The sequence below is a fragment of the Pseudomonas sp. P5_A12 genome (assembly GCF_056400685.1).
On sequence record NZ_JBFUKU010000037.1, the window covers coordinates 1 to 22,346 of the forward strand.

25 protein-coding genes are annotated in these 22,346 nt (G+C 60.4%); 11 read left to right on the plus strand and 14 right to left on the minus strand.

Annotation, left to right across the window (positions count from 1 at the left end; all coding sequences use genetic code 11):
* The 5 genes from AC1DSG_RS07975 to AC1DSG_RS07995 form a co-directional block, all read right to left on the minus strand.
* Positions 1-582, minus strand: a 582-nt coding sequence (locus tag AC1DSG_RS07975; protein WP_477790394.1) for an amino acid ABC transporter permease, incomplete at its 3' end; no start/stop codon positions are given.
* A 64-nt stretch (positions 583-646) separates the two neighbouring features.
* Complete coding sequence (locus AC1DSG_RS07980) at positions 647-1,441, minus strand: ABC transporter substrate-binding protein (RefSeq protein WP_477790395.1); 795 nt, start codon at positions 1,439-1,441, stop codon at positions 647-649.
* A 46-nt stretch (positions 1,442-1,487) separates the two neighbouring features.
* Positions 1,488-2,558: an isopenicillin N synthase family dioxygenase gene (locus AC1DSG_RS07985; RefSeq protein ID WP_477790396.1), complete on the minus strand. Its 1,071-nt coding sequence runs from the start codon at positions 2,556-2,558 to the stop codon at positions 1,488-1,490.
* Positions 2,559-2,572: 14 nt separating this feature from the next.
* Positions 2,573-3,424 carry a sugar phosphate isomerase/epimerase family protein gene (locus AC1DSG_RS07990; RefSeq protein WP_477790397.1) on the minus strand — a complete coding sequence of 284 codons (852 nt, stop codon included), beginning with the start codon at positions 3,422-3,424 and terminating at the stop codon, positions 2,573-2,575.
* A 363-nt stretch (positions 3,425-3,787) separates the two neighbouring features.
* Entirely contained in the window at positions 3,788-4,024 is a 237-nt protein-coding gene (locus AC1DSG_RS07995; RefSeq protein ID WP_477790398.1) for a hypothetical protein, read from the minus strand.
* 177 nt (positions 4,025-4,201) lie between these two features.
* Between AC1DSG_RS07995 and AC1DSG_RS08000 the strand changes: the two genes are divergently transcribed.
* Positions 4,202-4,543 (plus strand): hypothetical protein, encoded by a 342-nt coding sequence (locus tag AC1DSG_RS08000; RefSeq protein ID WP_477790399.1) that lies wholly within the window; start codon positions 4,202-4,204, stop codon positions 4,541-4,543.
* Positions 4,544-4,714: 171 nt separating this feature from the next.
* On the opposite strand, the gene AC1DSG_RS08005 is transcribed toward AC1DSG_RS08000, so the two are convergent.
* The 5 genes from AC1DSG_RS08005 to AC1DSG_RS08025 form a co-directional block, all read right to left on the minus strand.
* On the minus strand, positions 4,715-5,332 hold the full coding sequence (locus tag AC1DSG_RS08005) for a dTMP kinase (protein WP_477790400.1): 618 nt from the start codon (positions 5,330-5,332) through the stop codon (positions 4,715-4,717).
* 328 nt (positions 5,333-5,660) lie between these two features.
* The gene (locus AC1DSG_RS08010; RefSeq protein ID WP_477790401.1) at positions 5,661-6,857 is read right to left on the minus strand and encodes an ABC transporter permease; all 1,197 of its coding nucleotides are present in this window, start codon (positions 6,855-6,857) and stop codon (positions 5,661-5,663) included.
* Positions 6,857-8,068, minus strand: a complete 1,212-nt coding sequence (locus tag AC1DSG_RS08015; protein WP_477790402.1) for an ABC transporter permease — start codon at positions 8,066-8,068, stop codon at positions 6,857-6,859. Before AC1DSG_RS08015 ends, AC1DSG_RS08010 begins: the two co-directional genes overlap by 1 nt.
* Positions 8,068-8,754 (minus strand): ABC transporter ATP-binding protein, encoded by a 687-nt coding sequence (locus tag AC1DSG_RS08020; RefSeq protein ID WP_477790403.1) that lies wholly within the window; start codon positions 8,752-8,754, stop codon positions 8,068-8,070. The genes AC1DSG_RS08015 and AC1DSG_RS08020 overlap by 1 nt, the downstream gene beginning before the upstream one ends.
* Positions 8,751-9,902 carry an efflux RND transporter periplasmic adaptor subunit gene (locus tag AC1DSG_RS08025; protein ID WP_477790404.1) on the minus strand — a complete coding sequence of 384 codons (1,152 nt, stop codon included), beginning with the start codon at positions 9,900-9,902 and terminating at the stop codon, positions 8,751-8,753. The genes AC1DSG_RS08020 and AC1DSG_RS08025 overlap by 4 nt, the downstream gene beginning before the upstream one ends.
* A 308-nt stretch (positions 9,903-10,210) precedes the next feature.
* Here AC1DSG_RS08025 and AC1DSG_RS08030 point away from each other — a divergent pair, with 308 nt between their 5' ends.
* Positions 10,211-10,453, plus strand: coding sequence for a hypothetical protein (locus AC1DSG_RS08030; RefSeq protein WP_477790405.1), 243 nt, complete (start codon positions 10,211-10,213; stop codon positions 10,451-10,453).
* A 109-nt stretch (positions 10,454-10,562) separates the two neighbouring features.
* Here the strand turns inward: AC1DSG_RS08030 and AC1DSG_RS08035 are convergent, their stop codons facing one another.
* Together AC1DSG_RS08035 and AC1DSG_RS08040 are read right to left on the minus strand one after the other, a co-directional pair.
* Positions 10,563-11,183 carry a LysE family translocator gene (locus tag AC1DSG_RS08035; RefSeq protein ID WP_477790406.1) on the minus strand — a complete coding sequence of 207 codons (621 nt, stop codon included), beginning with the start codon at positions 11,181-11,183 and terminating at the stop codon, positions 10,563-10,565.
* A 90-nt stretch (positions 11,184-11,273) separates the two neighbouring features.
* Complete coding sequence (locus AC1DSG_RS08040; RefSeq protein WP_477790407.1) at positions 11,274-12,170, minus strand: DMT family transporter; 897 nt, start codon at positions 12,168-12,170, stop codon at positions 11,274-11,276.
* Positions 12,171-12,257: 87 nt separating this feature from the next.
* Between AC1DSG_RS08040 and AC1DSG_RS08045 the strand changes: the two genes are divergently transcribed.
* The 6 genes from AC1DSG_RS08045 (at position 12,258) to AC1DSG_RS08070 (ending at position 18,519) form a co-directional block, all read left to right on the plus strand.
* Entirely contained in the window at positions 12,258-13,589 is a 1,332-nt protein-coding gene (locus AC1DSG_RS08045) for an aminotransferase-like domain-containing protein (RefSeq protein WP_477790408.1), read from the plus strand.
* 64 nt (positions 13,590-13,653) lie between these two features.
* Complete coding sequence (locus tag AC1DSG_RS08050; protein WP_477790409.1) at positions 13,654-14,706, plus strand: sterol desaturase family protein; 1,053 nt, start codon at positions 13,654-13,656, stop codon at positions 14,704-14,706.
* A 121-nt stretch (positions 14,707-14,827) separates the two neighbouring features.
* Entirely contained in the window at positions 14,828-15,793 is a 966-nt protein-coding gene (locus tag AC1DSG_RS08055) for a tripartite tricarboxylate transporter substrate binding protein (protein ID WP_477790410.1), read from the plus strand.
* Position 15,794: 1 nt separating this feature from the next.
* Positions 15,795-16,289 carry a tripartite tricarboxylate transporter TctB family protein gene (locus AC1DSG_RS08060; RefSeq protein WP_477790411.1) on the plus strand — a complete coding sequence of 165 codons (495 nt, stop codon included), beginning with the start codon at positions 15,795-15,797 and terminating at the stop codon, positions 16,287-16,289.
* Positions 16,290-16,313: 24 nt separating this feature from the next.
* On the plus strand, positions 16,314-17,822 hold the full coding sequence (locus tag AC1DSG_RS08065) for a tripartite tricarboxylate transporter permease (RefSeq protein WP_477790412.1): 1,509 nt from the start codon (positions 16,314-16,316) through the stop codon (positions 17,820-17,822).
* 109 nt (positions 17,823-17,931) lie between these two features.
* On the plus strand, positions 17,932-18,519 hold the full coding sequence (locus AC1DSG_RS08070; protein WP_477790413.1) for a LysE family translocator: 588 nt from the start codon (positions 17,932-17,934) through the stop codon (positions 18,517-18,519).
* Here AC1DSG_RS08070 and AC1DSG_RS08075 read toward each other — a convergent pair whose 3' ends face one another.
* Complete coding sequence (locus tag AC1DSG_RS08075; RefSeq protein ID WP_477790414.1) at positions 18,520-19,353, minus strand: AraC family ligand binding domain-containing protein; 834 nt, start codon at positions 19,351-19,353, stop codon at positions 18,520-18,522. It lies immediately after the preceding gene.
* Between the two features lie 35 nt (positions 19,354-19,388).
* Positions 19,389-19,892, minus strand: coding sequence for a VOC family protein (locus tag AC1DSG_RS08080; protein WP_477790415.1), 504 nt, complete (start codon positions 19,890-19,892; stop codon positions 19,389-19,391).
* Between the two features lie 254 nt (positions 19,893-20,146).
* On the opposite strand from AC1DSG_RS08080, the gene AC1DSG_RS08085 reads away from it, so the two are divergent.
* The 3 genes from AC1DSG_RS08085 to AC1DSG_RS08095 all read left to right on the plus strand — a co-directional run bounded on the left by AC1DSG_RS08085 (position 20,147) and on the right by AC1DSG_RS08095 (position 22,327).
* Positions 20,147-20,395 (plus strand): transmembrane sensor/regulator PpyR, encoded by a 249-nt coding sequence (locus AC1DSG_RS08085; RefSeq protein WP_477790416.1) that lies wholly within the window; start codon positions 20,147-20,149, stop codon positions 20,393-20,395.
* Between the two features lies 1 nt (position 20,396).
* Positions 20,397-21,551 (plus strand): NnrS family protein, encoded by a 1,155-nt coding sequence (locus AC1DSG_RS08090; protein ID WP_477790423.1) that lies wholly within the window; start codon positions 20,397-20,399, stop codon positions 21,549-21,551.
* Between the two features lie 320 nt (positions 21,552-21,871).
* A complete protein-coding gene (locus tag AC1DSG_RS08095; RefSeq protein ID WP_477790417.1) occupies positions 21,872-22,327 on the plus strand; it encodes a (2Fe-2S)-binding protein in 456 nt (151 codons plus the stop codon).
* Positions 22,328-22,346 lie beyond the last annotated feature (19 nt).

The following is a 22,346-nucleotide window of genomic DNA, read 5'->3' on the forward strand; positions in this document are numbered from 1 at the left end:
GGTTTCCATGACCAGGAAGTTGGTGGCATAGAGGCGTTGGCCGACGGTGAGAATTTCCGTCAGGGAGATCACCGAAACCAGCGAGGTCAGTTTGACCACGGTGATGTATTCATTGATCAACGTGGGCAGCGAGATACGAAAAGCCTGGGGAATCACGATCAAGCGCTGCATGCCGAACAGGCCGACACCCAGCGCACGCCCGGCTTCTTTCTGGCCCTTGGCCACGGAGATCAGGCCACCACGGTGGATTTCCGCCATGTACGCCGCTTCGGTGACCACCAGGGCCAGCAAGCCGGAGTAGAAGGGGTTGGACAGGATCGGTCCGCTGCCGGGAAACAATTGCGGCAAGTTGTAGACGAAGACCACCAGCACCAGCAACGGGATGCTGCGGAAGAACCAAATGTAGACCGCTGCGGGAATGCGCAGCAAGGGTGACTGGGACAGCTTGGCCGTGGCCAGGAGAAAACCCAGCAGCATGCCGATGAACCAGGCCAGGGCGCTGAGCTGGACCACCGTGACACAGGCATTCCAGAAGTCTGGCAGGGAGAACAGGGAGAAGAAATACGACCAATCGAATTGCATAGGGCACCTCAATCTGCCGCCCCGATGCAGGGGCGGCAGATGACCAGACTACAAGGACACGTTCTTAGTTGGCAGTCGGTTCTTCCAAGGCGTATTTCTTAAGAATAGCGGCGTACTCACCACTCTTCTTGGTCTCCTCGAAAGCCTTTTGCACCGCCTGGAAGGTTTCTTCATTACCTTTCTTGACGAAGATGCCCAGCGTTTGCTGATAGATCGGGTGATCGGTGGTGATCACTACCCGGCCGTTGGTCTTTTCCGCAATCAGTTTTGCGGCGCCGGCGATTTCAACCTGGGCCTGAATGTTCTTGGACAACAGGGCCTGGGTCACTTCAGGCGCCGAGGGGTACTCGCTGACGGTGATGGCGCCTTTATTGTTCGGCACGCAATACTCATCGGACAGTTTGCGGAATTCCTTGACCCAGGTAGTGCCCTGTTCCAGACCCAGTTTCAAGCCACACAGGTCTTCAGGTTTTTTCGCATTGATCTCGCTGCCCTTGGGCACCATGACTGCGGCACCGGTGTTGGCATAGGCGATGGTCTGGGCTTGAGTCTGGCGCTCCGGCGTGATGTACATGCCGGAAATGACCGCGTCGTATTTGCCGGAGTTAAGGCCCAGGATCAGGCTCGGGAACTTGGTGTCGACGAACTCCACCTTGGCGTTCATGTGCTTGGCCAGTGCTGCGGCCAGTTCGGGGTCCGACCCCACCACGTTTTTGTCTTTGTCATAGGACTCGAAAGGAGGGTAGGTGATTTCCATGCCGACCTTGAGCGTGTCAGTCGCGGCCATGCTCACCGAGGCACCGAGCATACCGGCTGCCAATATAGCCAGGCTCAACAGGTTCTTTTTATTGTTTTTCATCTTTTACAGACTCCGGCGTAGGTAAGGGGGTAGCTGAAAACTTCAATCAGGACGGTTGAACCTGATTTTTCAAATGTCCGAAACTGGCGGGCTTGCGTGCCTTGCCTGGCAGTTGAACTTCCCCATTGGCCACTCTCGCGCGCAGATATTGATACGTCTGCAGTGCCTGGCCAAACATGTGTTCGCCGATCGTGATTTCTTCGTAGTCGTTGCCGGCCTGGGCGAACCCAGGCAGTGGCTTGATCTGGGTGTGATAGTCGCAGGCATAAAACAGTGGGAAGGAATAACGCTCCTCGCGCACGCTGCGAACCCGGTGTGCCGTGGCAACGAAAGCGCCTGCTGTCATCACTTCCAGCATGTCGCCGATGTTGACGACAAAGGCATCGGCCATCGGTGGGGCATCAATCCATTGGCCAAGATTGTTCATGACCTCAAGGCCTGGTTTGTCGGCCAAAAGAATGGTGAAGCACTCGTAATCAGTATGGGCTCCAAGCCCCGGTGCGTCATGGGCGGCACCGTCGAAGGGGTAGTGGATCAGGCGCAGCTTGGACGGCGGACGGGTGACCAGGCTGTCGAAATAGTTTTCTTCCAGGCCCAGGGTCAGGGCAAAGCCGCTGAACAGGCGTCGGCCCAAGGCGAAGATCGCTTCATAGTAAGACTGAACCGACGCTTTGAACCCTGCCAACTGCGGCCAGTCGTTGGGCCCCAGCAATGGGGTGTTGGCCAGCACCAGCGGGTCATCGGCCGGGACTTCGAAGCCGACGTCGAAGGCCTCCTTGTGATCCGGCTTGCCTTTGGAATAGACCTCTTCGCCTTCGGGTACAAAGCCCTTGTGGGTTTGCGAAGTGCCGATGTAGTGCCGCATCTTGGTGTCGAGGGGTTGGTCGAAATAGTCCTTGGCCGCCTTGCGCAGATTGGCGATCAGCTGCGGGTCGATACCGTGATCGGTGATATAGAGAAACCCGACCTCACTGGCAGCGCGCCCCAATTGTTCGGCCACGGCCAGGCGGTGTTCCAGTTCAAAACTGAACAGACCGGCGATATTAACCACCGGGATGCTGTTGAAATTGGCTTTATGTGTGTCAGTGCTGGCGCTGTTGTTTTTATTGTCAGGCATGACGCATCGGCTCCCTAAGGATGGCTTGAGTGGTGGAAACGGTTGAAGTGTTCACGCTCGGTCTGGCCCATCCACACGTTCAATGACCACAGGTCGGCAACGGGTACATTGGTGAAGGGCAAATGATGCAAGTAGCCGTCGGCGCCGAATTCCGGGGTCAGGGTGCTGACCTGGTAACCGCGGGCTTGCTGCGAGCGCCAAATGCTTTCCCAGTGCTGCTGATGGAAGGCCAGTTCTTTTGCATATTCGGGCGCCGCCGGGTGCGGAACCTGCGGACCCTGGTCGTAACCGACCCGGGCCTGGATATGGTGAACCCGCTCGATGAAAGCGCTCAGGTCATCGGCCGGGTCGTTCAATAGACGCTCGCAGGTCACGACCCAATGGCTGATGTCACTGGTGAACAACAGATCGGGCAGTTGCCGGATCAACTCCAGGGTCACCCAAGGGTTGAACAGCGACCGCGAGCGGTGGGTTTCGAAACTGCAGACCTGGCCATGTTTGCGCGCCAGCTCCAGCGCTTGGCCAAAGAACTCCACTTGTTGTGGAAGGGACCAGCGATCATTGCCTGCCAGCACGTTGACGAAGCGCGGGCCGAGTTCGGCGGCCCAGGCAAGTTTCTGGTCCAGGTCATTAAGGTGAACGGCAGGCGTTGCCGATTGATCCGGCAGCACGTCGTACGCGGTGAAGACGGTGCTGATATAGCCCAGGCGATTGGCCTGGAGGAAGGCGCCGAACTCAGCGCGTTCACGGGCGGCCAGGGGCAGGCGAGCTTCCATGCCATCAAAGCCCGCTTGCAGCAGCTCTTCGAGCGCCTGGGCCTTGCTGGCGGTGTAACCCCACAGCGTGCGGAATATTTCCAGTTTCATCGGTAATCCTCAAAAAACTCCGGGCGCAACCTGATCCCCACCCAGCGATGCCGTGGCGGGATCGCTGTGGTGCCGATGTTAGGCATAGGCTGCGGCGTGAAAGAATCTGAAAGTTCAAATGAATACTTCAGACTTTCGTCAACGAATAGCTAGCTACTTATCCTGGGATGGGGGTGGCGTTTTTTCGGTGGGGAGGCGTCTAGGCTGGCGATCAGCGAGTGGTGCCAGCATTGTGGAATCATTGTGATACATCCAAACAAGACCCAGCGCCAGGGCGTCGATTGTTCACTCAGAACTAGAGGATGGTTAGCTGTTGGTTGCGGTGCAGTACGAGAGATTTGGTCTTTCATTGTCCGGGGGGCACTAAAGCCACGTATTCACCACCCGCCGATCCAGTTCCTCCCAGTCCGCCATACCCAGCACTCGCATAGTATTCAAACCGCGCAAATAACCGCGCAACTGATTGGCGGTGGCCTGCACAAGCGCCGAGTCGGACGTGTTTTCGCCCAACAGTACGATTTCGTACTCGACCAGGTACTCGGCCACCCGGTCACGGAAATCGGGCAAAACGGCGTCACGGATCAAGTCAAAAGTTCTCAAGGGGAGATCCTCATCAATCTATTCGGGGTGTGATTGAGTGTTTATCCACCTGCACGGCGCGCAACTATTGCTAGGCGTAATAGTGACCATTACGAAACGCAGTTTCTGCTTTATCGACAATAGTCGGAAAATCGCCGCCATTGAAGAACTGAACCGTTTATTTTCTGGATGAGACTCATGCGCCCTTTATTCGTACCTGCCATGGCGTTTGCCTCTGCGTTGCTCGCCGGTTGTGCCTCCGCGCCGAACGACCCGACTCTGACCTTGCAGACCAGCAAGACGCCTGCCCAATACGCCGACTGCGTCGTGCCTAAATTGCAGGGCAGTGCGTTGAGCCCGACGGTCTCGCAAACCTCGCGCAGCTACCGGATCGTGGTGCCGAGCAAAGTCTCGACGGACAACGTACTGGAAGCCTACAAGGCCGGGAAGGGTGGCAAGGTGTTCATCTACGAGCGCCAATTGCTGGCTTCGAACTTCCTGCCTTCGGCCTTTGAGCGCGCCGCCCAGGATTGCATCTGACCCCGACTCGCAAGCGCTTGTCATTGAGCTCCTTTGGTTGGCCGCAACCAACCAATTTTTAGCCCCGCACCGCATTCGGTCGCGGGGCTTTTTTCTGCTGGAAGGCCCGGGCAACTTTGGGGAGAACCCGTATGAGCGGGGTTCCGGGTGCCACCCGCCTGCGGCCGAAGCCTACGGGGCATCGAGGACTCTATAGATCTCGGACACCACCTGCATCGTTGCGTCTTCGATCGTTCCTTCATTACGGCATAAAACCCAGCCGTGATCTGCAATCGCTCGCTCGAACGCCTGGGTACAAGCGACATGTTCTTCCAGCTTATGGATCACAGTACTGCTCAGCCCGCGCCGTCGTGCCGCTGCCCTGGCCCATGAAATATCAGGGGAGGTGACCACCCCGACATGCAGGTCTGGCACTCGCACGTTTCGATCAATGTTCAACTGTAGAATCTCTGCAAACGGGACTAGCCGGCGAAACGCGGCATCAGACGGGTACCAGCGATCGATCAAGATGATGCTGCCTGGTGGCTGTTTAGCCAGTACGTGCTGGGAAATCCAGGTACGGCTATCAGCAAAGCGCTCACAAACCCCCAACTCCAAATCCCGGCTGGGATTTCTGACGAGCTTGTTAACGAGGGCCATTGTTTCGCCCCTATAGGGATCGCTTTTTTTCTCGCAAAGTCGGATCACTTTTTTGTTGGCTGCCCTCAGTACTTTCGTAACGGCCTCCAACAGTGTGGTTTTGCCGGTTCCCTTGGGCCCATCTAGAGAAACAAACAGCGGACGATTCATTCTTCAAACAACGATTGATATACGATTTTTTTGCCCGGCTCGTTCGCTGCAATTGCTTGGCGCGACGACGCGAATCGAGTGGAGGGCCCTTATGAACAGGCATTGATGAACACTCTAACCTGATTTCTGGCTAGATTTTTAAGGGGGCGGATCTATTTTTCCAGACTGTCCCGTCCTGAATAAGGATTACACCTGTTTCAGGGCTAGACACATTCAAGAGCGGCGGTTAAAGGCTTCGTCAGCTTACCTACACGCGAAAGCTGGTATTTCAGTGACGGGCAATAAGCGACCCTATATAGATAGCCCGTCAGGCTCATTGGCTTGGTCGCTATTCACTGCGCAGAGCCGCCACCGGATGCAGGCGGGCCGCCCGCAGTGCCGGAGCCAGGCCGGCGAGAATGCCGAGCACCGCCGCCAGCAGCAGCGCCAGCAGCAGAAACAGCGGCTGCAGCGCCAAGGGCAGGCTCGGCATGGCCAGGTGCAGTATCCCGAGCAGGAGGCCCATCAACAGAAGACCAAGCAGACCACCGGCCAGGGACAGCAGTGTCGCTTCGGCGAGAAACAGCCCGAGCACCTGCCGCGGACTGGCACCAATCGCCCGCAACAGGCCGATTTCCGCCGTGCGCTCGCCCACAGTGGTCGTCATGATGGTGAGAATGCCGACGGCGCCGACCAACAGGGAAATGCCCCCCAAGGCACCGATGGCCAGGCTCAGGGTGCCGAGAACGCGATTGAAGCTGCGCAGCATGTCGTCCTGGGTGCTCAGACTGAAGTCCTCCACGCCGTGCCGTTCGCCGAGCACCTGGCGAATCTGCTGACTCAACGCCCGCGAAGTGGTGCCGGCGTCGAACACCACATGGACTTTGACCACCCCGGTGCGATTGAACAGGCTTTCGGCCCAATCCACCGGGATGTAGGCGATATCGTCGAGGTTGAAGCCGAGCAACTGGCCCTTTTCCGCCATCACGCCGATCACCCGGAAACGCACGCCGCCGACGCGGATCAGCTCGCCCAGCGGATTGCGTGCACCGAACAGCTCGACACGCAGCTGATGGCCGAGCACCACATAGGGCGGCGAACGACCGTCACGGGCAACGGGCAGGAACTCGCCCAGGCTCAGCTGCATGCGCCAGGCCTGCGCCAGCTGATGGCCGCCACCGACAATGTCGCTGCGCCGACTCAGTTGACCGAACTGGATATCCCCGCTGCCCTGAATGATCGGCACCGCCGCCTCGACATGCGGCAAGCGCCGCAGGGCGTCAGTATCACTGATAGTCAGTGGCCGTACGCTGCCGAGCAGACCGCCGAGGCCGCTGGTCTGGGTCTTGCCCGGGCGCACGGTGATGATCCGCGTACCAAACTGCGAAAAGTTCTCCACCACATAGCCGCGCACGCCTTCGCCTATGGCCGTGAGCAGCGTCACGGCGGCTATCCCGATCGCTACCCCGAGCAGGGTCAGCAGGCTGCGCAAGGGTCGACACGTCAGCGCCGAGCTGGTCAGCCGGAAAGCATCTTGCCAGCGCATCAGTGCGCTCCCGGCGGGCGTAGCGCCGCCACCGGCTCCAGCGCCGAAGCCCGAGCGGCCGGCAGCCAGGCGAACAGCAGCGCCGTGCCGAGTGCCAGCAGCACCGAGCTAGCTCGCGCCCACCAGGGTGCATAGAGCGGCAGATCGAACGCCAGGCGCCCCAGCCAGAGCAAGGTTTCGGCCAGAAGTAGCCCCGCCAGCGCCCCCGTCAGGGCGAGCAGCGCCGCCTCGCCGAGGAACAGCACGCGCAGCTGCGCTGCCGTCACACCTATGGCTTTGAGCAGGCCGATTTCGGCGCTGCGCTGGCTCACCGCAATCCAGGTCACGTTCATGATCAGGATGCCTGCCACCAGCAGGCTGATCGCGGCAATCCCGGCCACCGCCAGGGTCAGCACCGCGAGTATCTCGTCGAAGGCGCTGAGCAGGCTGTCCTGGCTGATCAGCGTGATGTCTTCCTCACCCTCGTGGCGCTCCTTGAGCGCTGCGAGTATCAGCTGCTTGCTACGGTCGAGAAAGCTCGGACCACGCACCTCGACAAACACCCGCAACAACCCCTCGCGATTGAACAAGGCCTGGGCACTGGCCACCGGGATGATCAACATCTCGGCGAAATCCATCCCCAGGGATTCGCCCCGCTCACCGAGGATGCCGACCACCCGGAAGCGCCGGTCGCCCGCGCGCAACCATTCACCGAGGGCCGGGCGCGCACCGAATAGCTCGCGCCGGAGTTTGCCGCCGATCACGCAGACGGCCTCGGCCTGCTCAGGGTCCAGCGCCGGCAGGGGCTGGCCCTGGACAACCGTCAGTTGGCGAATGGCGAAGAAGTCCCGGGTGGTGCCCAGGGTCAGCACCTCACGATTGCGGTTGCCAACTATCACCTCCATCTGCCCGGCCTGCAGCGGCGCGACCCGGCGGATGCCCGGCAACTGGGTGATGGCCTGGACGTCCTGCAAGGTCAACTCGTGCGGCGTCAGGCCGGTGAGCGGCGGCATGCGCCCCGTGGTTTCCTTGCGGCCCGGGAAAACGATCAGGATGTCGCGCCCGAGCAGCGAGAACTCGTTCAGGACGAAGGCCCGCGCCCCCGCGCCGAGACCGGTGAGCAGATTGACCGCAACCACCCCGATAGCGATGGCCAGCAGCAGCATCAGGCTGCGCGAGCGATGCCCACGCAAGGCGCCGAGCCAGAAGCCCAGGGCATCGGCAGCGCGCATCAGGCCGGCGCCCGCTGTGGCGCAGCACTGTGGATCCGCCCGTCACACATGTGTAACTGGCGCTGCGCGCGGGCGCCCAGGCTGGCGTCGTGGGTGACCACTATCAGGGTCAGGCCCTCGCCGTTGAGCTCCTCCAGCAGGCTGAAGACCTCGGCGCCGGCCTGRCTATCGAGATTGCCGGTGGGCTCGTCGGCCAACAACAGCGCCGGTTGCATGACCATCGCCCGGGCGATGGCGACGCGCTGGCGCTGACCACCGGACAGCTCGGCCGGGCGGTGGGCAATGCGGTCGCCCAGCCCCAGGCGCGCCACCAATTGGCTGCTGCGCTTGTGCCGTTGCGCCGCGCCGATGCCGGCGAGGACCATCGGCAGCTCGATGTTTTCCAGCACCGTCAGCCGTGCGATCAGGTGGTAGGACTGGAACACGAAACCTATCAGTTGGCTGCGCAATTGGGCGCGCCGCGCCTCGCTCAGCGTCGCCGTGGCCTCGCCCTGCAGCCAGTATTCGCCGGCGCTCGGCGCATCGAGCAAACCGAGGATGTTCAGCAGGGTCGACTTGCCCGAGCCCGACGGGCCCATCACCGCCATGTAGTCACCGGCGGCGATGTCCAGATCCAGGCCGTCCAGCCCCATCACCTGCTGCTCGCCCAACTGGAAGCTGCGGCTGCCGCCGCGCAGGCGGATCATTGCTTAGTCTCCGCCGCATCCACCGGGATCACCGCCGCGGTGTCCTTGAGCCCTTCCTGTTCGAGGCTGGCGACTATACGCGCGTCCTCGTCCAGCCCTGCGAGCACCTCGGTCCAGCGCCAGTTGCTCAACCCGGTTTGCACCTCCACCTCGCGCAACACCCGGGCGATCGGGTCATATCGCAGCACGCGCTGCCCCTCCAGCRGGGTCTCGGTGGGGATGCGCAAAGCAAGTGCGTGCTGCTCCAAGAGGATCTCGACATCGGCGCTATAGCCGGTGAGCAGGACCAGATCGGCCGGCGGCTGGTCGAAGCGCACCTCGACATCGACGGTGCGCGCCTGCTTCTCCAGTTCACGCACATAGGGCGCGATGCGGCTGACGCGGCCGGCGAAATGTTGGCCACGGAAGGYATCCAGGCTGATCCGCACGGCGGTTCCGGGGCGAACCCGAGCAGCGTCCACCTCATCGATCGGCGCCTCGACATACAGGCAGCTGTCGTCGATCAGGTCGACCGCCGGCGGCGTGGGAATACCCGGCGGCGAAGGGGTGACGAACTCGCCGAGTTCGCCGTTGATTTCTGCGATTATGCCGGCGAATGGCGCACGCAGGGTCGTCTGCTCCAGCAGTGAACGCTGCAACTGCAGGCTGGCGTCGGCCTCACGGATCAGCACGGCACTGGCACTGCACATCAACTTCGTCAGGTTAGCCTTGGTCTCGGCCTGATCGAGGCGATCGGCGGCAACCAACTTGCGGTCGGCCAGTTGGCCCAGGCGATCGAGGTCGCGCCTGTCCAGATGAGCCTGCTGGCAGCGCTGTTCGCGGGCGTTGCGTTGGGCCTCCAGCCGCGCCTCGGCCTTCTGCAGCCGGGCCTGTTGCTCGTCCTGCCGCAGGCGCATGAGCACCTGACCCGGCTGGACCCGCTGGCCCTCGCTGATCAGCAACTCGGCAACCTGGCCGCCGACATTGAAGGACAGATGCGAGCGTCGACAGGACTTCAGCGTACCCGCGCGAGTGTTGGCCACCAGCGTCTCCACTGGCCCCCGCTCAACCTCTAGCAGCCTGACCGGCAATGGCTGTGGTCGACTCAACCAGCCGCCCAGCACCACCAGACAGGCCAGCATCGACGAGCCAATCAATAATTTGCGCATGGACGGCACCTCCTCTCCACATGGCTTGAGCCTAGGTCAGGAGGGTAAAAGCTCAACGCGAAACGCCATTTATTCGACGTTTTTCAGACGAGCGTCAGATAAATGGCGAATGAGATTTTTTCTCAAGCTTGACCAGGCACCTAAACAACGCGTACGCAGCCGCGTTTGTGCATTCCATTCGCGTCAAACTACCCGGCCAGTGAGCCGGGTTTCTTGTTCTCGCCATTCGTCTATTGCTGGGCACTTACAGCGTTTCCCCACCTCTCATGTTCAAGCACGGACATTTACGAAACCATACGGAGAGCAGCATGGACATTGATGAGAATGCACCGGGAAACATATCGCAGCAGGGCAGTACGAGCAGCACGGATAACGAAACTGGTCATGACCCCAAGCGGTCAGAAGTTCCGTCGAAAACGGCCGAAGTCGACGCGCCCAATAACCCAAAGCAGGACCCCGCAGCTAAAGAAAACTCGTACAGTCCCGACTTCAAATCAGAACCTGAACATAAGCCGGTTCAAGATGCCGATATTGATACTCCGGGCGGTTAGTAGCATCCCGCAAATCAGCACGGCGACTCAGGGATTTTTAAGGGGACGGATCTATTTTTCCAGACGGCAACCAGGTCCAACGACTAAATGGACCGTCTCACCCGCTTGATCAAACCCGCTTCGCCATCAACAGCACCGAAGCCGCCGCCGACAGCAACCCCGCGCAGCACCGATTGAAAATCCTCTTGCCACTCGGTTCGGCGAACCAGCGACGCATGTGCAGCCCCATATAGGCGTACGCACTGATCGCGATCCATTCCAGCATCAGGAACAACGCACCGAGCAACGCGAATTGCGGTGTCACCGCGCGGGTCGGGTCGACGAATTGGGGCAGGAATGCGGTGAAGATCAGGATCGCCTTGGGATTCCCGGCCGCCACCAGAAACTCCTGCCGCGCCAACGCCAGCACACCGACCGGTGCACGGGTATCAGCGCGCTCGGCGCCAGGGGCGGCGCGCCACAATTGCCAGGCGAGGTAAAACAGGTAGGCCGCACCGAGAATCTTGATTGCGTAGAACAGCATTTCGGAGGTTTGCAGCACCACCGCCAATCCGGCTGAGGTGAGGGCAATCATGCCGGCAAACGCCAGTAACCGACCGATCCCGGCCACGCAGGAGGTGCGATAGCCGTACCGCGTCGAGTTGCTGACCGACAGCAGGTTATTCGGGCCGGGCGCCATGTTCAGGGCAAAGCAGGCCGGGAGGAAAAGGGTGAGGGTGGCGAGGTCCATGACGAGTCTCCGAAAACCAGAGCGCTATTTTTATCATGGGCAGCGTGCGGCTCGCCCGGTACAGCCATGAACGCAAGCCGCAGTACACTTTCATTTGGCGAATTTTCTCGCGCCCGCGACGCAGAAGATAACGGCCACGGTGACCCCGAGCATGCCGATGCTGACCTGTTCGTGTAGCAACGTCGCCGCCAGCGCCAAGCCGAAAAACGGCTGTAACAACTGCAGCTGTCCCACCGCTGCAATCCCGCCCTGCGCCAACCCGCGATACCAGAATACAAAACCGATCAGCATGCTGAACAGCGACACATACCCCAGGCTCACCCAGGCCGGCACACTGATCCCGGAAAATGAAACCGGCATCCGCCACCAGGTCAACGCAGCCATCAGCGGCAGCGACAACACCAAGGCCCAGCAAATCACCTGCCAGCCGCCCAGCGTTCTGGAGAGTTTGGCGCCTTCGGCATACCCCAGGCCACACGCCAGAATCGCCAAGAGCATCAGGACATCACCGATGGGGGACGCGCTCAGTCCCTGAGAAACGGCAAAGCCAATCACCAGCAAACTCCCCAGCACCGAAAAAACCCAGAACTCCAGGCGTGGATGCTCGCCACCGCGCAACACGCCGAAGACGGCGGTGGCGAGCGGCAGCAGGCCGACGAAGACGATGGAGTGCGCCGACGTCACGTATTGCAACGCCAGCGCCGTCAGCAACGGAAAGCCGACCACCACGCCCAGTGCCACGATGATCAAAGGCAGCAACTGGCTGCGCGCCGGGCGTTGTTGCTTGAACAGCCACAGCATGCACAGCGCCAGCACACCGGCGATAGTGGCGCGGGCGACTGTCAGGAACACGGGGTCGAATTCGAGCACGGCCACGCGGGTGGCGGGCAGCGAGCCGCTGAAGATCAACACGCCGATCAAGCCATTGATCAGCCCGCTTGCGTGTTTGTCCAGCGCCGGGCTTTTAAGCGTTGAGGTCCTTTCCATCGAGCGTCTCCGTATCGGGTTGCGTTAGGGGCATCCTATGATTCAGGATTAAGAACAATCAAAAAATTGTCATGGATACATCCCACGATGCCACGCTCTCGCTACAAGTCGCTGGTGGACACCCTGGCCGCCGATATCCACTCGGGGCGCTTGCTGCCGGGCACGCGCTTGCCGACGCACCGCCAGTTGGCCGTCAGCGAAGGCCTGGCGCTGGTCACGGCCAGTCGCGTCTATGCCGAGCTGGAAGCCATGGGGCTGGTCAGTGGTGAAACCGGGCGCGGGACCTTTGTCCGGGAGACCTCGTTGCCACCCAGTCATGGCATCGATCAGCCGGACGTCGCGGCGGGGATTATCGACCTCAACTTCAACTACCCCTCGCTGCCGGGGCAGGGCGATCTGTTGCGCAATGCCTTGCGCCAATTGGCATTGTCCGGTGACCTGGAATCTCACTTGCGYTATCAGCCCCATGCCGGACGTGCGCATGAGCGCGCCTCCATCGCCCGCCATATGCGTAGCCGTGGTCTGACGGTTGAAGCCGAGCAGGTGTTGATTGTCAGTGGCGCCCAGCATGGCTTGGCGGTGACGCTGATGGCTCTGTTGCGACCCGGTGACGTGATCGCGGCCGACGCGCTGACCTATTCGGGTTTCAAAGTGCTGGCCGAAGCCCTGCACCTTGAAATCGTGGCCATCCCTGTCACAGCGCAGGGGCCGGACCTTGAGGCGCTGGAAAAGCTGTGCCGCAGTCGGACCGTGCGGGCCGTCTACACCATGCCGACCTTGCATAACCCGATGGGCTGGGTGATGGCCGCCGGTCAACGCGAACAACTGGTGGCGATTGCGCGCAAGCATGACCTGCACATCATTGAGGACGGGGCCTACGCGTTTCTCGCCGAGAACGCGCCGCCGCCCATCGCCGAACTGGCCCCGGAACGGACCGTCTACGTGTCCGGCTTTTCCAAGAACGTCGCCACCGGTCTGCGCGTGGGTTTCATCGCGGCACCGACGCAAAGGGTGGCGGCACTGGAGCGCTCGATCAGGGCGACTACTTGGAATACTCCAGGCGTCATGACCGCCATCGCCTGCGCCTGGCTCGACGACGGCACCGTCACCCGACTCGAAGCGCAAAAGCGCGAAGACGCACAAGCCCGTCAGAAACTGGCCGATGAGGTGCTGGGCGGCCTTCCAGTGATCCGCCACCCGTCGTCGTACTTTCTGTGGTTGCCTCTGTCGGAGGACGCACGGGCAGACCAGATCGCCGTGGCGTTGATGCAAGAACAGATCTCAGTCTCCACCGCCGAGCCTTTTGCGGTTTCAGTTCATGTGCCGCACGCCTTGCGGTTGGCGCTGGGCTCGGTGGACCTGGACACGCTTCGACACGCGCTGGTGAAGGTGAAGTGGGTGGTGGAGGCCCATACGTAAAAAGCGCTAGCGCCTTTGGCCGACTGAACTACAATTCCCTCATTTTTTTGGAGGCCAGCCGGTCGTGGATGTATTTTCGTTTGTCTATGACTGCCTGTCCCGATGGGTGATAACGCCAGTTATCCATCAGTTTCTTGGCATTTTTGATTTGAATGGGCGCTTCGGCCTATTGTTTCTGGCGACCTCCTACAGCGTTGCCTACGGGCTGTTCCGCTTCAGGAAATCTCGCGGGCTGACGAGCGCACCGAGCTTCTGGCAGTTCATCGGCGGCAAGCAGGTTTACTTGCATCAGTCGGCGTTGCTGGATTATCGCTACTACTTCGTCCGCGCCATTCTGAAAGTCATGCTGGTGCTGCCTATTGTCGGACTGGTGGACCCGCACATCCTGCGCTCCGCCGACTACGTGGGCTTTTTCACCAACCTGTGGGGCGCGCGCACTCAAGTCGAGGAACACCTCGCGTTGTCGTTGCTCTACGGGGTCGGCGTGTTCATGGTCAAGGATTTCGCCAACTATTGGGGCCACCGCGCCTTCCATACCCGCTGGCTTTGGGATTTCCACAAGGTCCACCATTCGGCCCCCGTGCTGGTTCCGGCGACCGCAAGCCGGCTGCACTTTGTGGAGAAAATTGTCGAAAAACTGACGAATACGCTGTGCATCGGTGTCTACGCCGGTGTCTTCTGGTACGCCTGTGGCGGTGAAATCAGCCGCTACACCCTGTTTGGCGTGACCTGGATGGTGTTGATCCTCAATGGTTTTGCCGCCAACCTGCGCCATACCCATGTCTGGCTGTCGTTTGGGCCCATTGCCGAACATGTGCTCAACAGCCCGGCCCAGCACCAGATCCATCACAGCGATGCGCCGAAACACATCAACAAGAACTTCGGCATCAACCTGTCGCTCTGGGACTGGATGTTCGGCACGCTCTACGTCACCACCTCCAAACCCGAGGCGCTGCGCTTTGGCACCGGCGAAGCGGACCACTCGCGGTACCTGACGGTGTACAGCCTGATCGTCACGCCTTTTGTGGACATCGCCCGCAAAATCCGCCTGACCAAACCTGAGCAGACCCTTGCCCCCGAGGTTGTTGAAAGTCCGAAGGACATTCCACTTCGATAACAGCACGCCCTCATACACATCCATGACCTACGCTTGTTCACAGACGCATGTTCAGTGAGCAGGGGTTGCTCCTGAGCGAGATTCAACCGGCACCTACAAAAACAAGATCAGGAGTCCACTCATGTTCGCTTTGTTCCGTCGTTTCAATTTCGCCGCTACCGTGGCGATCACCGCTGCCGCGCTTTCAACCTCCGCCCTGGCGCTGGACTCGGTCAAGTTCATGGCCCCGGGCTCGGTCGGTGGTGGCTATGACCAGACTGCCCGCCAGTTGGGCAAAGCCATGATCGAGGCCAACGTTGCCAAGTCCGTCACCTTCGAAAACAAGGGTGGCGCGGGCGGTACGCTGGGGCTGGCGCAGTTTGCCAACAGCACAAAAGGGGATGTGAATGCGCTGCTGGTGGTGGGTGCGATCATGGTCGCGGGCATTGAGCAGAACAAGTCGCAAATCACCTTGAAGGACGTCACGCCGATTGCCCGGCTGTTCACCGAATACAACGTGATTGCCGTGCGCAAGGAATCCGAATTCAAAACCCTGGAGGACTTGTTGACCGCATTCAAGGCCAAGCCGACCAGCATCACCTGGGGCGGCGGCTCCAAAGGCTCGGTCGATCACATCGGCATCGCCGAACTGGCCGGCAAAATGGATATCCCGGTCAATAAGGTGAATTACGTCGCTTTCGGCGGTGGTGGCGAAGTGGTTGCTCAGGCGCTGGGCGGCCAGCTCAAAGTGATCACCGGCGGTTATGCCGAATTGGGTCAATACATCAAAAACGGTCAGTTCCGCGTCCTCGCCATCGGCGCACCGGAGCGTGTTCCCGGTATCGATGCTCCGACCCTCAAAGAGAAAGGCTACGACGTGATCATTGGCAATTGGCGCGGTGTGTACGGCGCCGCAGGTCTGAGCCCCGAGCAGCGCCAAGAACTGACCGACGCCGTCGTCACTGCCACCAAAACCCAGTCCTGGCAAGACAACCTCAAAACCAACGCGTGGTCGCCGAGCGTGTTGACCGGCGACGCCTTCGGCAAGTTTGTCGACGAAGAACACGTGCGGCTGCGGGCGATGCTGGTCAACGTCGGGTTGCTGTGACATGGCCGGGATGCGCAAGATTGTGCCGCCGCAATTGGCGATAGGCCTTGGCCTGATCGCCATCAGTGCGGTACTGGCGGTCGGTGCCTGGCGGTTTCCGCCCGAGATGGGCTTCGTCATTTTGGCCGCTGATGTCTACCCCTATGGGCTGGCGGTGTTCCTGGGTGTCGTCGGGTTGTTGCTGAGTTATCAAGCCTGCACCGGTGGCTTTCGCGAATTGGCGGACCACGAAGACGAGTCTGCCAAAGCGCTGCCCAGTGGCAAAGTCGGTGCTGCGTGGGTCTCGGCGGGGCTGGTGGGGGTGGCGTTGCTGATCAACCTCATCGGCTTCGTCCTCTCGGCCGGGCTACTGTTTGCCTGTTCGGCACGCGGGTTTGGCAGTCGTCATCCGCTTCGGGACCTGGCTATCGGCATTGCCTTGACGTTGCCGATTTACTGGCTGTTCAACGCCGGGCTCGGCGTTTCCCTGCCGCACCTTTTCAACGCCTGGGTCTGAGCCGGGCCGAAGGAGATCAATCCGGTGGATATTCTCGCAAGCCTGGCGATGGGATTTTCCGCCGCGCTGTCACCGATCAATCTGATGTGGGGGTTTATCGGCTGTTTGCTTGGCACGGCGATTGGTGTGTTGCCCGGTATCGGACCGGCGCTGACCGTCGCGCTGTTGCTGCCACTCACCGCCAAGGTCGACCCCACTGGCGCGCTGATCATGTTCGCCGGTATCTACTACGGGGCGCAGTTTGGTGGCTCGACCACCTCCATTTTGCTCAACACGCCGGGAGAGTCCTCCTCCATGGTCACGGCCCTGGAAGGTAACTTGATGGCCCGCAACGGCCGGGCCGGGCCGGCGCTCGCCACGGCGGCGATCGGTTCATTCGTGGCCGGGACCATCGCCACAATTCTGCTGACCCTGTTTGCCCCCGTCGTCGCCACGCTGGCGCTGAAGTTCGGCCCTGCGGAATATTTCGCGATTCTGGTGCTGTCGTTCACCACTGTATCGGCAGTACTTGGCGCGTCGATGCTGCGCGGTTTCGCCTCGCTTGGGGTTGGCCTGGCCATCGGCTTGATCGGTCTCGACTCGACCTCGGGCATCGCTCGTTACACGTTGGGGGTGCCGGAGTTGGTGGATGGCATCGAAGTGGTGCTGGTGGCGGTCGGCTTGTTTGCCGTGGGGGAGGCGCTGTACAGCTTGCTGTATCAAAAAGAAGAAAGCAGCGGGCGGCACCGCTTGACCTCATTGTGGATGACCCGCGCCGACTGGAAACGCTCGGTTCCGGCCTGGCTGCGCGGCACGCTGATCGGTTTTCCGTTTGGCTCGATTCCGGCCGGCGGCGCCGAGATTCCGACGTTTCTGTCCTATTCGGCCGAGCGCAAACTGAGCAAGTACCCGCAGGAGTTTGCGGGCAGCAAGGGTAAAGGCGCGATTGAAGGCGTTGCCGGCCCCGAGGCGGCCAACAACGCCAGCGCGACGGGGTCGTTGGTGCCGCTGCTGACCCTGGGCATTCCGACCTCCGCGACGGCGGCCATCCTGTTGGCCGCGTTCCAGAACTACAACCTGCAACCGGGCCCGATGTTGTTCCAGACCTCGGGAGACCTGGTCTGGACCCTCGTTGCCTCGCTGTACATCGGCAACGTCATCCTGTTGGTGCTGAACCTGCCGCTGGTGGGACTGTGGGTCAAGCTGCTGCAAATTCCCCGGCCCTACTTGAATGCCGGCATTCTGGTATTTGCCACCATCGGCGTGTACGGCATGCGTCATTCATCGTTCGATCTGCTGCTGATGCTCGGTATCGGCTGGGGCGGGGTGCTGATGCGGCGTTTCGATTTCCCTGTGGCGCCGGTGATCGTCGGTATGTTGCTGGGGCCTATGGCTGAAAAACAGCTGCGCAATGCCTTGTCCATTAGCCAGGGCGACTGGCTGATCTTTGTCACGGAACCCATCGCCGCGTCGTTCCTCGCGCTGACGCTTTTGGTGTTGATCGTTCCGCATTTGCTCCACGCTCGGGGCATCAAATTGCATGAGGATGATTGAGCCAAAACGCGAAAAACGTGTGCGAGGCTTTAGGCAGTTTTCTTCAATACGCGAAGCAGGGCGCTCAGTAACTTGAGCGCTGATTTCCCTGAATTGAAGAAGGTGTGCGATGAGTCTGATTATCTCCATGGCGACGTTTGCACTGGTGGCGTCCATAACGCCGGGGCCGGTGAACATCGTGGCGTTGAGTTCGGGGGCGCAGTTTGGCTTTCGCGCCAGTCAACGGCATGTGGCCGGGGCAACGCTGGGGTTTGTATTGTTGCTGGTGTTGATGGGGCTGGGGCTGCACGAGGTCTTGCAGCTGTGGCCGGCGCTGACGCGGGTGGTGCAACTGGCCGGCGTGGGGTTTTTGTTGTTCATGGCCTGGAAACTGGCGGCGGACGATGGTCGTCTCGATGCCAAGGCGTCGGGAAAGGCGCCATCGATGGTGTATGGCGCGGTCATGCAGTGGCTCAACCCGAAAGCCTGGCTGGCCTGCGTGGCGGGGATGGGTGCCTTCGTCGCGGACGGCGAGGCGCGGTTGGTGTGGCAGTTTGCGGCGGTGTATCTGGTGATCTGCTATGTGTCCGTCGGCTGCTGGGCCTACGCCGGGACATTTTTGCGTGGCTATCTGGGCAATCCGGCAGGCATGCGCTTGTTTAACCGGCTCATGGCGTTGTTGTTGGCGGTCAGTGCGGTTTATTTAGTGCTGCCCTGATCAGCCGCGATACTGCCCCGGTGTCGCAGCCAGGTGCTGTTTAAACGCCCGTTGAAAATGCGCCTGATCCGCAAACCCTGCTTCCAGTGCGACATCGGCAATCAACTTGCCACTGCGCAATTGGTCGCGGGCGAACTGGATACGCCGATTGACCAGAAACGCATGGGGCGTCATGCCGTAATGCTGTTTGAAGGCGCGGATCAGGTACGACGGTGACAACTGAGCGGCTGCGCAAATGTCTTCGAGTTTGAGCATTTGCGTGCAGTTGTCGCGGATGTAGTCGGCCGCGCGTTCCAGCTTGAAGTTGGGTTCGCGCAGCGGTGGGTCAATGGGGTTGAGCCGCTGTTGTACGTCAGTGAAAAACTCCACTGCCGCACTGTGTTTGCACAGCATGTCCTGCTGGGGATCGACCAGTATTTCGTACAGATCTTGCAGACCGGCGAACAACTGAGTATCGCGGGTATGGGTAGTGGAAAACCGCCGAAACGCCGAGTCCTGACTGAAGCCGAGCTGATGCTGCAAGTCGGTCAGCCAGGGGCTCTCGACGTACAGCATCAAGTAGGACCACGGCTGATCATCGATCGGATTGCAGGCGTGAACATCATGGGGATTCATCAGCACCACGGTGCCGGCGCTGACCTCAAATGCCGACTTCTCATGCAGGTAAGTGCTGCACCCGGCGGTGATCGCACCGATGGAAAAGTGTTCGTGAGCATGCCGGGTGTAGCAAACCTCGCGACCGTCGGCGATGGAGCGGGCCTCAATGAAGGGCAGGGCGTCATCACGCCAGAAGCGCGGGGCCTTGTCAGCGTTTTTGGCAGCGGCGTGCTTCATCGTCAGCGTCCTCGACAGGTCAGCCCTGGAGTGTATTAGCTCTCGCCGTCGAAGGCTCGTTGCAAGGCTGCGATATCGAGCTTTTTCATCTGCATCATGGCTTGCATGGCGCGCTGGGACTTGGTCGTGTCCGGGTCTTTCAACATGTCCATGAACGGAATCGGGACGATTTGCCAGGACAGCCCGTATTTGTCCTTGAGCCAGCCACATTGCTGGGCCCGAGGGTCGCCACCGGCGGACAGCGTGCCCCAGTAATGGTCGATTTCTTCCTGTGTCTGACAGTTGACCTGAATGGACACCGCTTCATTGAACTTGAATTGGGGGCCGCCATTGAGGCCGGTAAAAGGTTGCCCGTCCAGTTCGAAGCTGACCGTTAGCACCAAGCCTTCAGGCATGGCGTGAATCTCTTGACCAGCCTTGCCGTAATGAGTGGTGCCGGTGATTTTTGAATGATCGAAGATCGAACAGTAATACTTCGCCGCCTCTTCGGCCTGTGTGTTGAACCAGAGGCAGGGAGTCAGTTTTTGCACGCGTTGCATGGTGGCGCTCCTCTACGGATTACTCATGCGGGAATATCAGCGTAGTCAGCCTGTGATCGATGAGATGGACCGTAGATCGATAACTTAATGAAAGTAGAAGTCAAAATGACCATATGTAGAGTCCTATAGACTCTTATGCTTTGTGGTCGATATGACTCCATTATTTTCAAAATATTGATTTAAATGGATTAAATACCTGGCACGAGACTTGATACTCCAAACGTACAACTGACCCGCCTCAGGAGTACGACAAAATGTTCAATTTTTTCGATAACCCACTGACCGTTCTGCACCTGTCGAGCAAAGTGCTTGGCGCCGGCCTTGCCATGCTGTTGGTCGGCATCTATGGCGCCTACCTGTACGGCGGTCATTTGTCGATCGTGGTGTTGGTGACGATGCATGCCATGACCATCATCGGGCCGACTCTCATCAAGATTGGCTACGTCATGCGCCTGCTGGCCCAATATCGGCTCGAGAAAGGCCTGACCCATGCGGTCGCTTGAGATGCGAAAACTCGCCGCTGCACCCGTGTTCAGCCTCGGATTCCGACCGTTTTTTTTCGCCGGCGCCGTGTTTGGAGTAGTTGCCGTGGCGATCTGGGCGCTTTGGCTGTATGGCCGCTTGCCCGGTGCGCAGCCGATGGGCGGCATGTTGAGCTGGCATCGGCACGAGATGCCGTTCGGGTTTGCCACGGCCATCATCGCCGGGTTTCTGTTGACGGCGGTGCCAAACTGGACCGGGCGTCCGGGCTTGAGCGGCTGGCCTTTGATCGGGCTGGTGCTGGTGTGGTTACTGGCGCGGTGGGCGTGGCTGCTGCCGCTCCCTGCGCCCCTGTTGATTGCTCTGCAGACACCTTTTCTGCCCTTGTTGGCATGGATCTTAGGTCGGGATCTGGTGGCGGCCGGCAAGCGTGAGAACTATCCGATTTTGTTGGTGGTGGCCCTGATAGCCGGCTGCCAGGTGCTGACGCTGTGGGGGATCGCTACCGATGACGTCGTGTTGCAGCGACGTGGTGTGCTGGCGGCCTTGTGGTTGGTGGCGGCGTTGATGACAGTGATTGGCGGGCGGGTCATTCCGTTTTTCATTCAGCGCGGCTTGAACCGTCCCGCCGCGCCTGCGGCGCATCCGCTGCCCACTAAAATCCTGCTGGGGAGTTCCTTGCTGGCGGCGGTGTCCTTCGCCAGTGGTTTCAACGACGTCCCGAGGTTGTGGTTGGCAGCGTTGTTTTTGCTGATGGGGGCATTGCATCTGCTGCGTTTGTGGCGCTGGCATGATCGAGGCATCTGGCGTGTGCCGCTGTTGTGGTCGCTGTACCTGGCCTATGCCTGGCTGCTGATGGCCGCGCTGGCGATGGCGCTGTGGCATGCGGGGCTGATGCCACAACAAAGTCTGGCCACCCATGCGCTGGCCGTGGGCGGCATTGGCGGGTTGATCCTGGCGATGATTGCCCGCGTCAGCCTCGGTCACACCGGGCGCCTGTTGCATCCGTCGAAAACCGTGGTGCTGGGGTTTGCCTTGCTGGTCGTCGCTGGCGTTTGCCGGGTGTTGCTGGTCCCGTTTTCCGGGGTAGGGCTGGGACTCTCGGCGCTGCTGTGGTGCGCGGCGTTTGGCCTGTTCCTGACGCGCTACACGGCAATCTTGTTCACACCAAGGGTCTAGTGCCCCAAGCCGACCCGTAGCAGTTGCCGAGCAGCGCGAGGCTGCGTYCGGCGACGGAGTCGCCGTAAAATCAGACACTGCGGTGTAACAGAAAAACTGCATTCGCAGGGTCTACGACGACTTCGTCGCCGAACGCAGCCTCGCCGGCTCGGCAGTTGCTACAAGCCCTCAGATTGGTCTTCAAGACGTGACCGGTGGTCGATGAACCGGTCTCGCCCCGCATTTTGCGCTTAGCTGAAGGGAGAACCCCAAGGCGCGCGCAGGCAGTCAGTTGTCGCAGCGAGGCCCTTCAGAACACCGTAAGTCTGAGGAAATTGGCAATGCTGACCCTCAACATCAATGGCCAGGATCAGGAGTTCGATGTCCCGGCGGACATGCCACTGCTCTGGGTGCTACGCGATGTTGCACACCTCACTGGCACCAAATTCGGTTGCGGCATGGCCCAGTGCGGCGCCTGCACCGTGCACGTCGACGGTACCCCGTTGCGCTCCTGCATCACGCCCGCTACAGCCGTGTCCCACGGACAAAAAATCCTCACCATCGAAGGCCTGTCCACCGACGGCTCGCACCCGGTGCAACAAGCCTGGGCCGAACTCGATGTGGTGCAGTGCGGTTACTGCCAATCCGGGCAAATCATGTCTGCCGCCGCATTGCTGGCGAAGATTCCTCAACCCACCGACAGCGACATCGATCAAGCGCTCTCCGGCAACATCTGCCGCTGCGGCACCTACCCAAGGATTCGCGCGGCGGTCAAACGTGCCGCCGAGATAGGTTGACGTTGAGGGGGCTGAAACC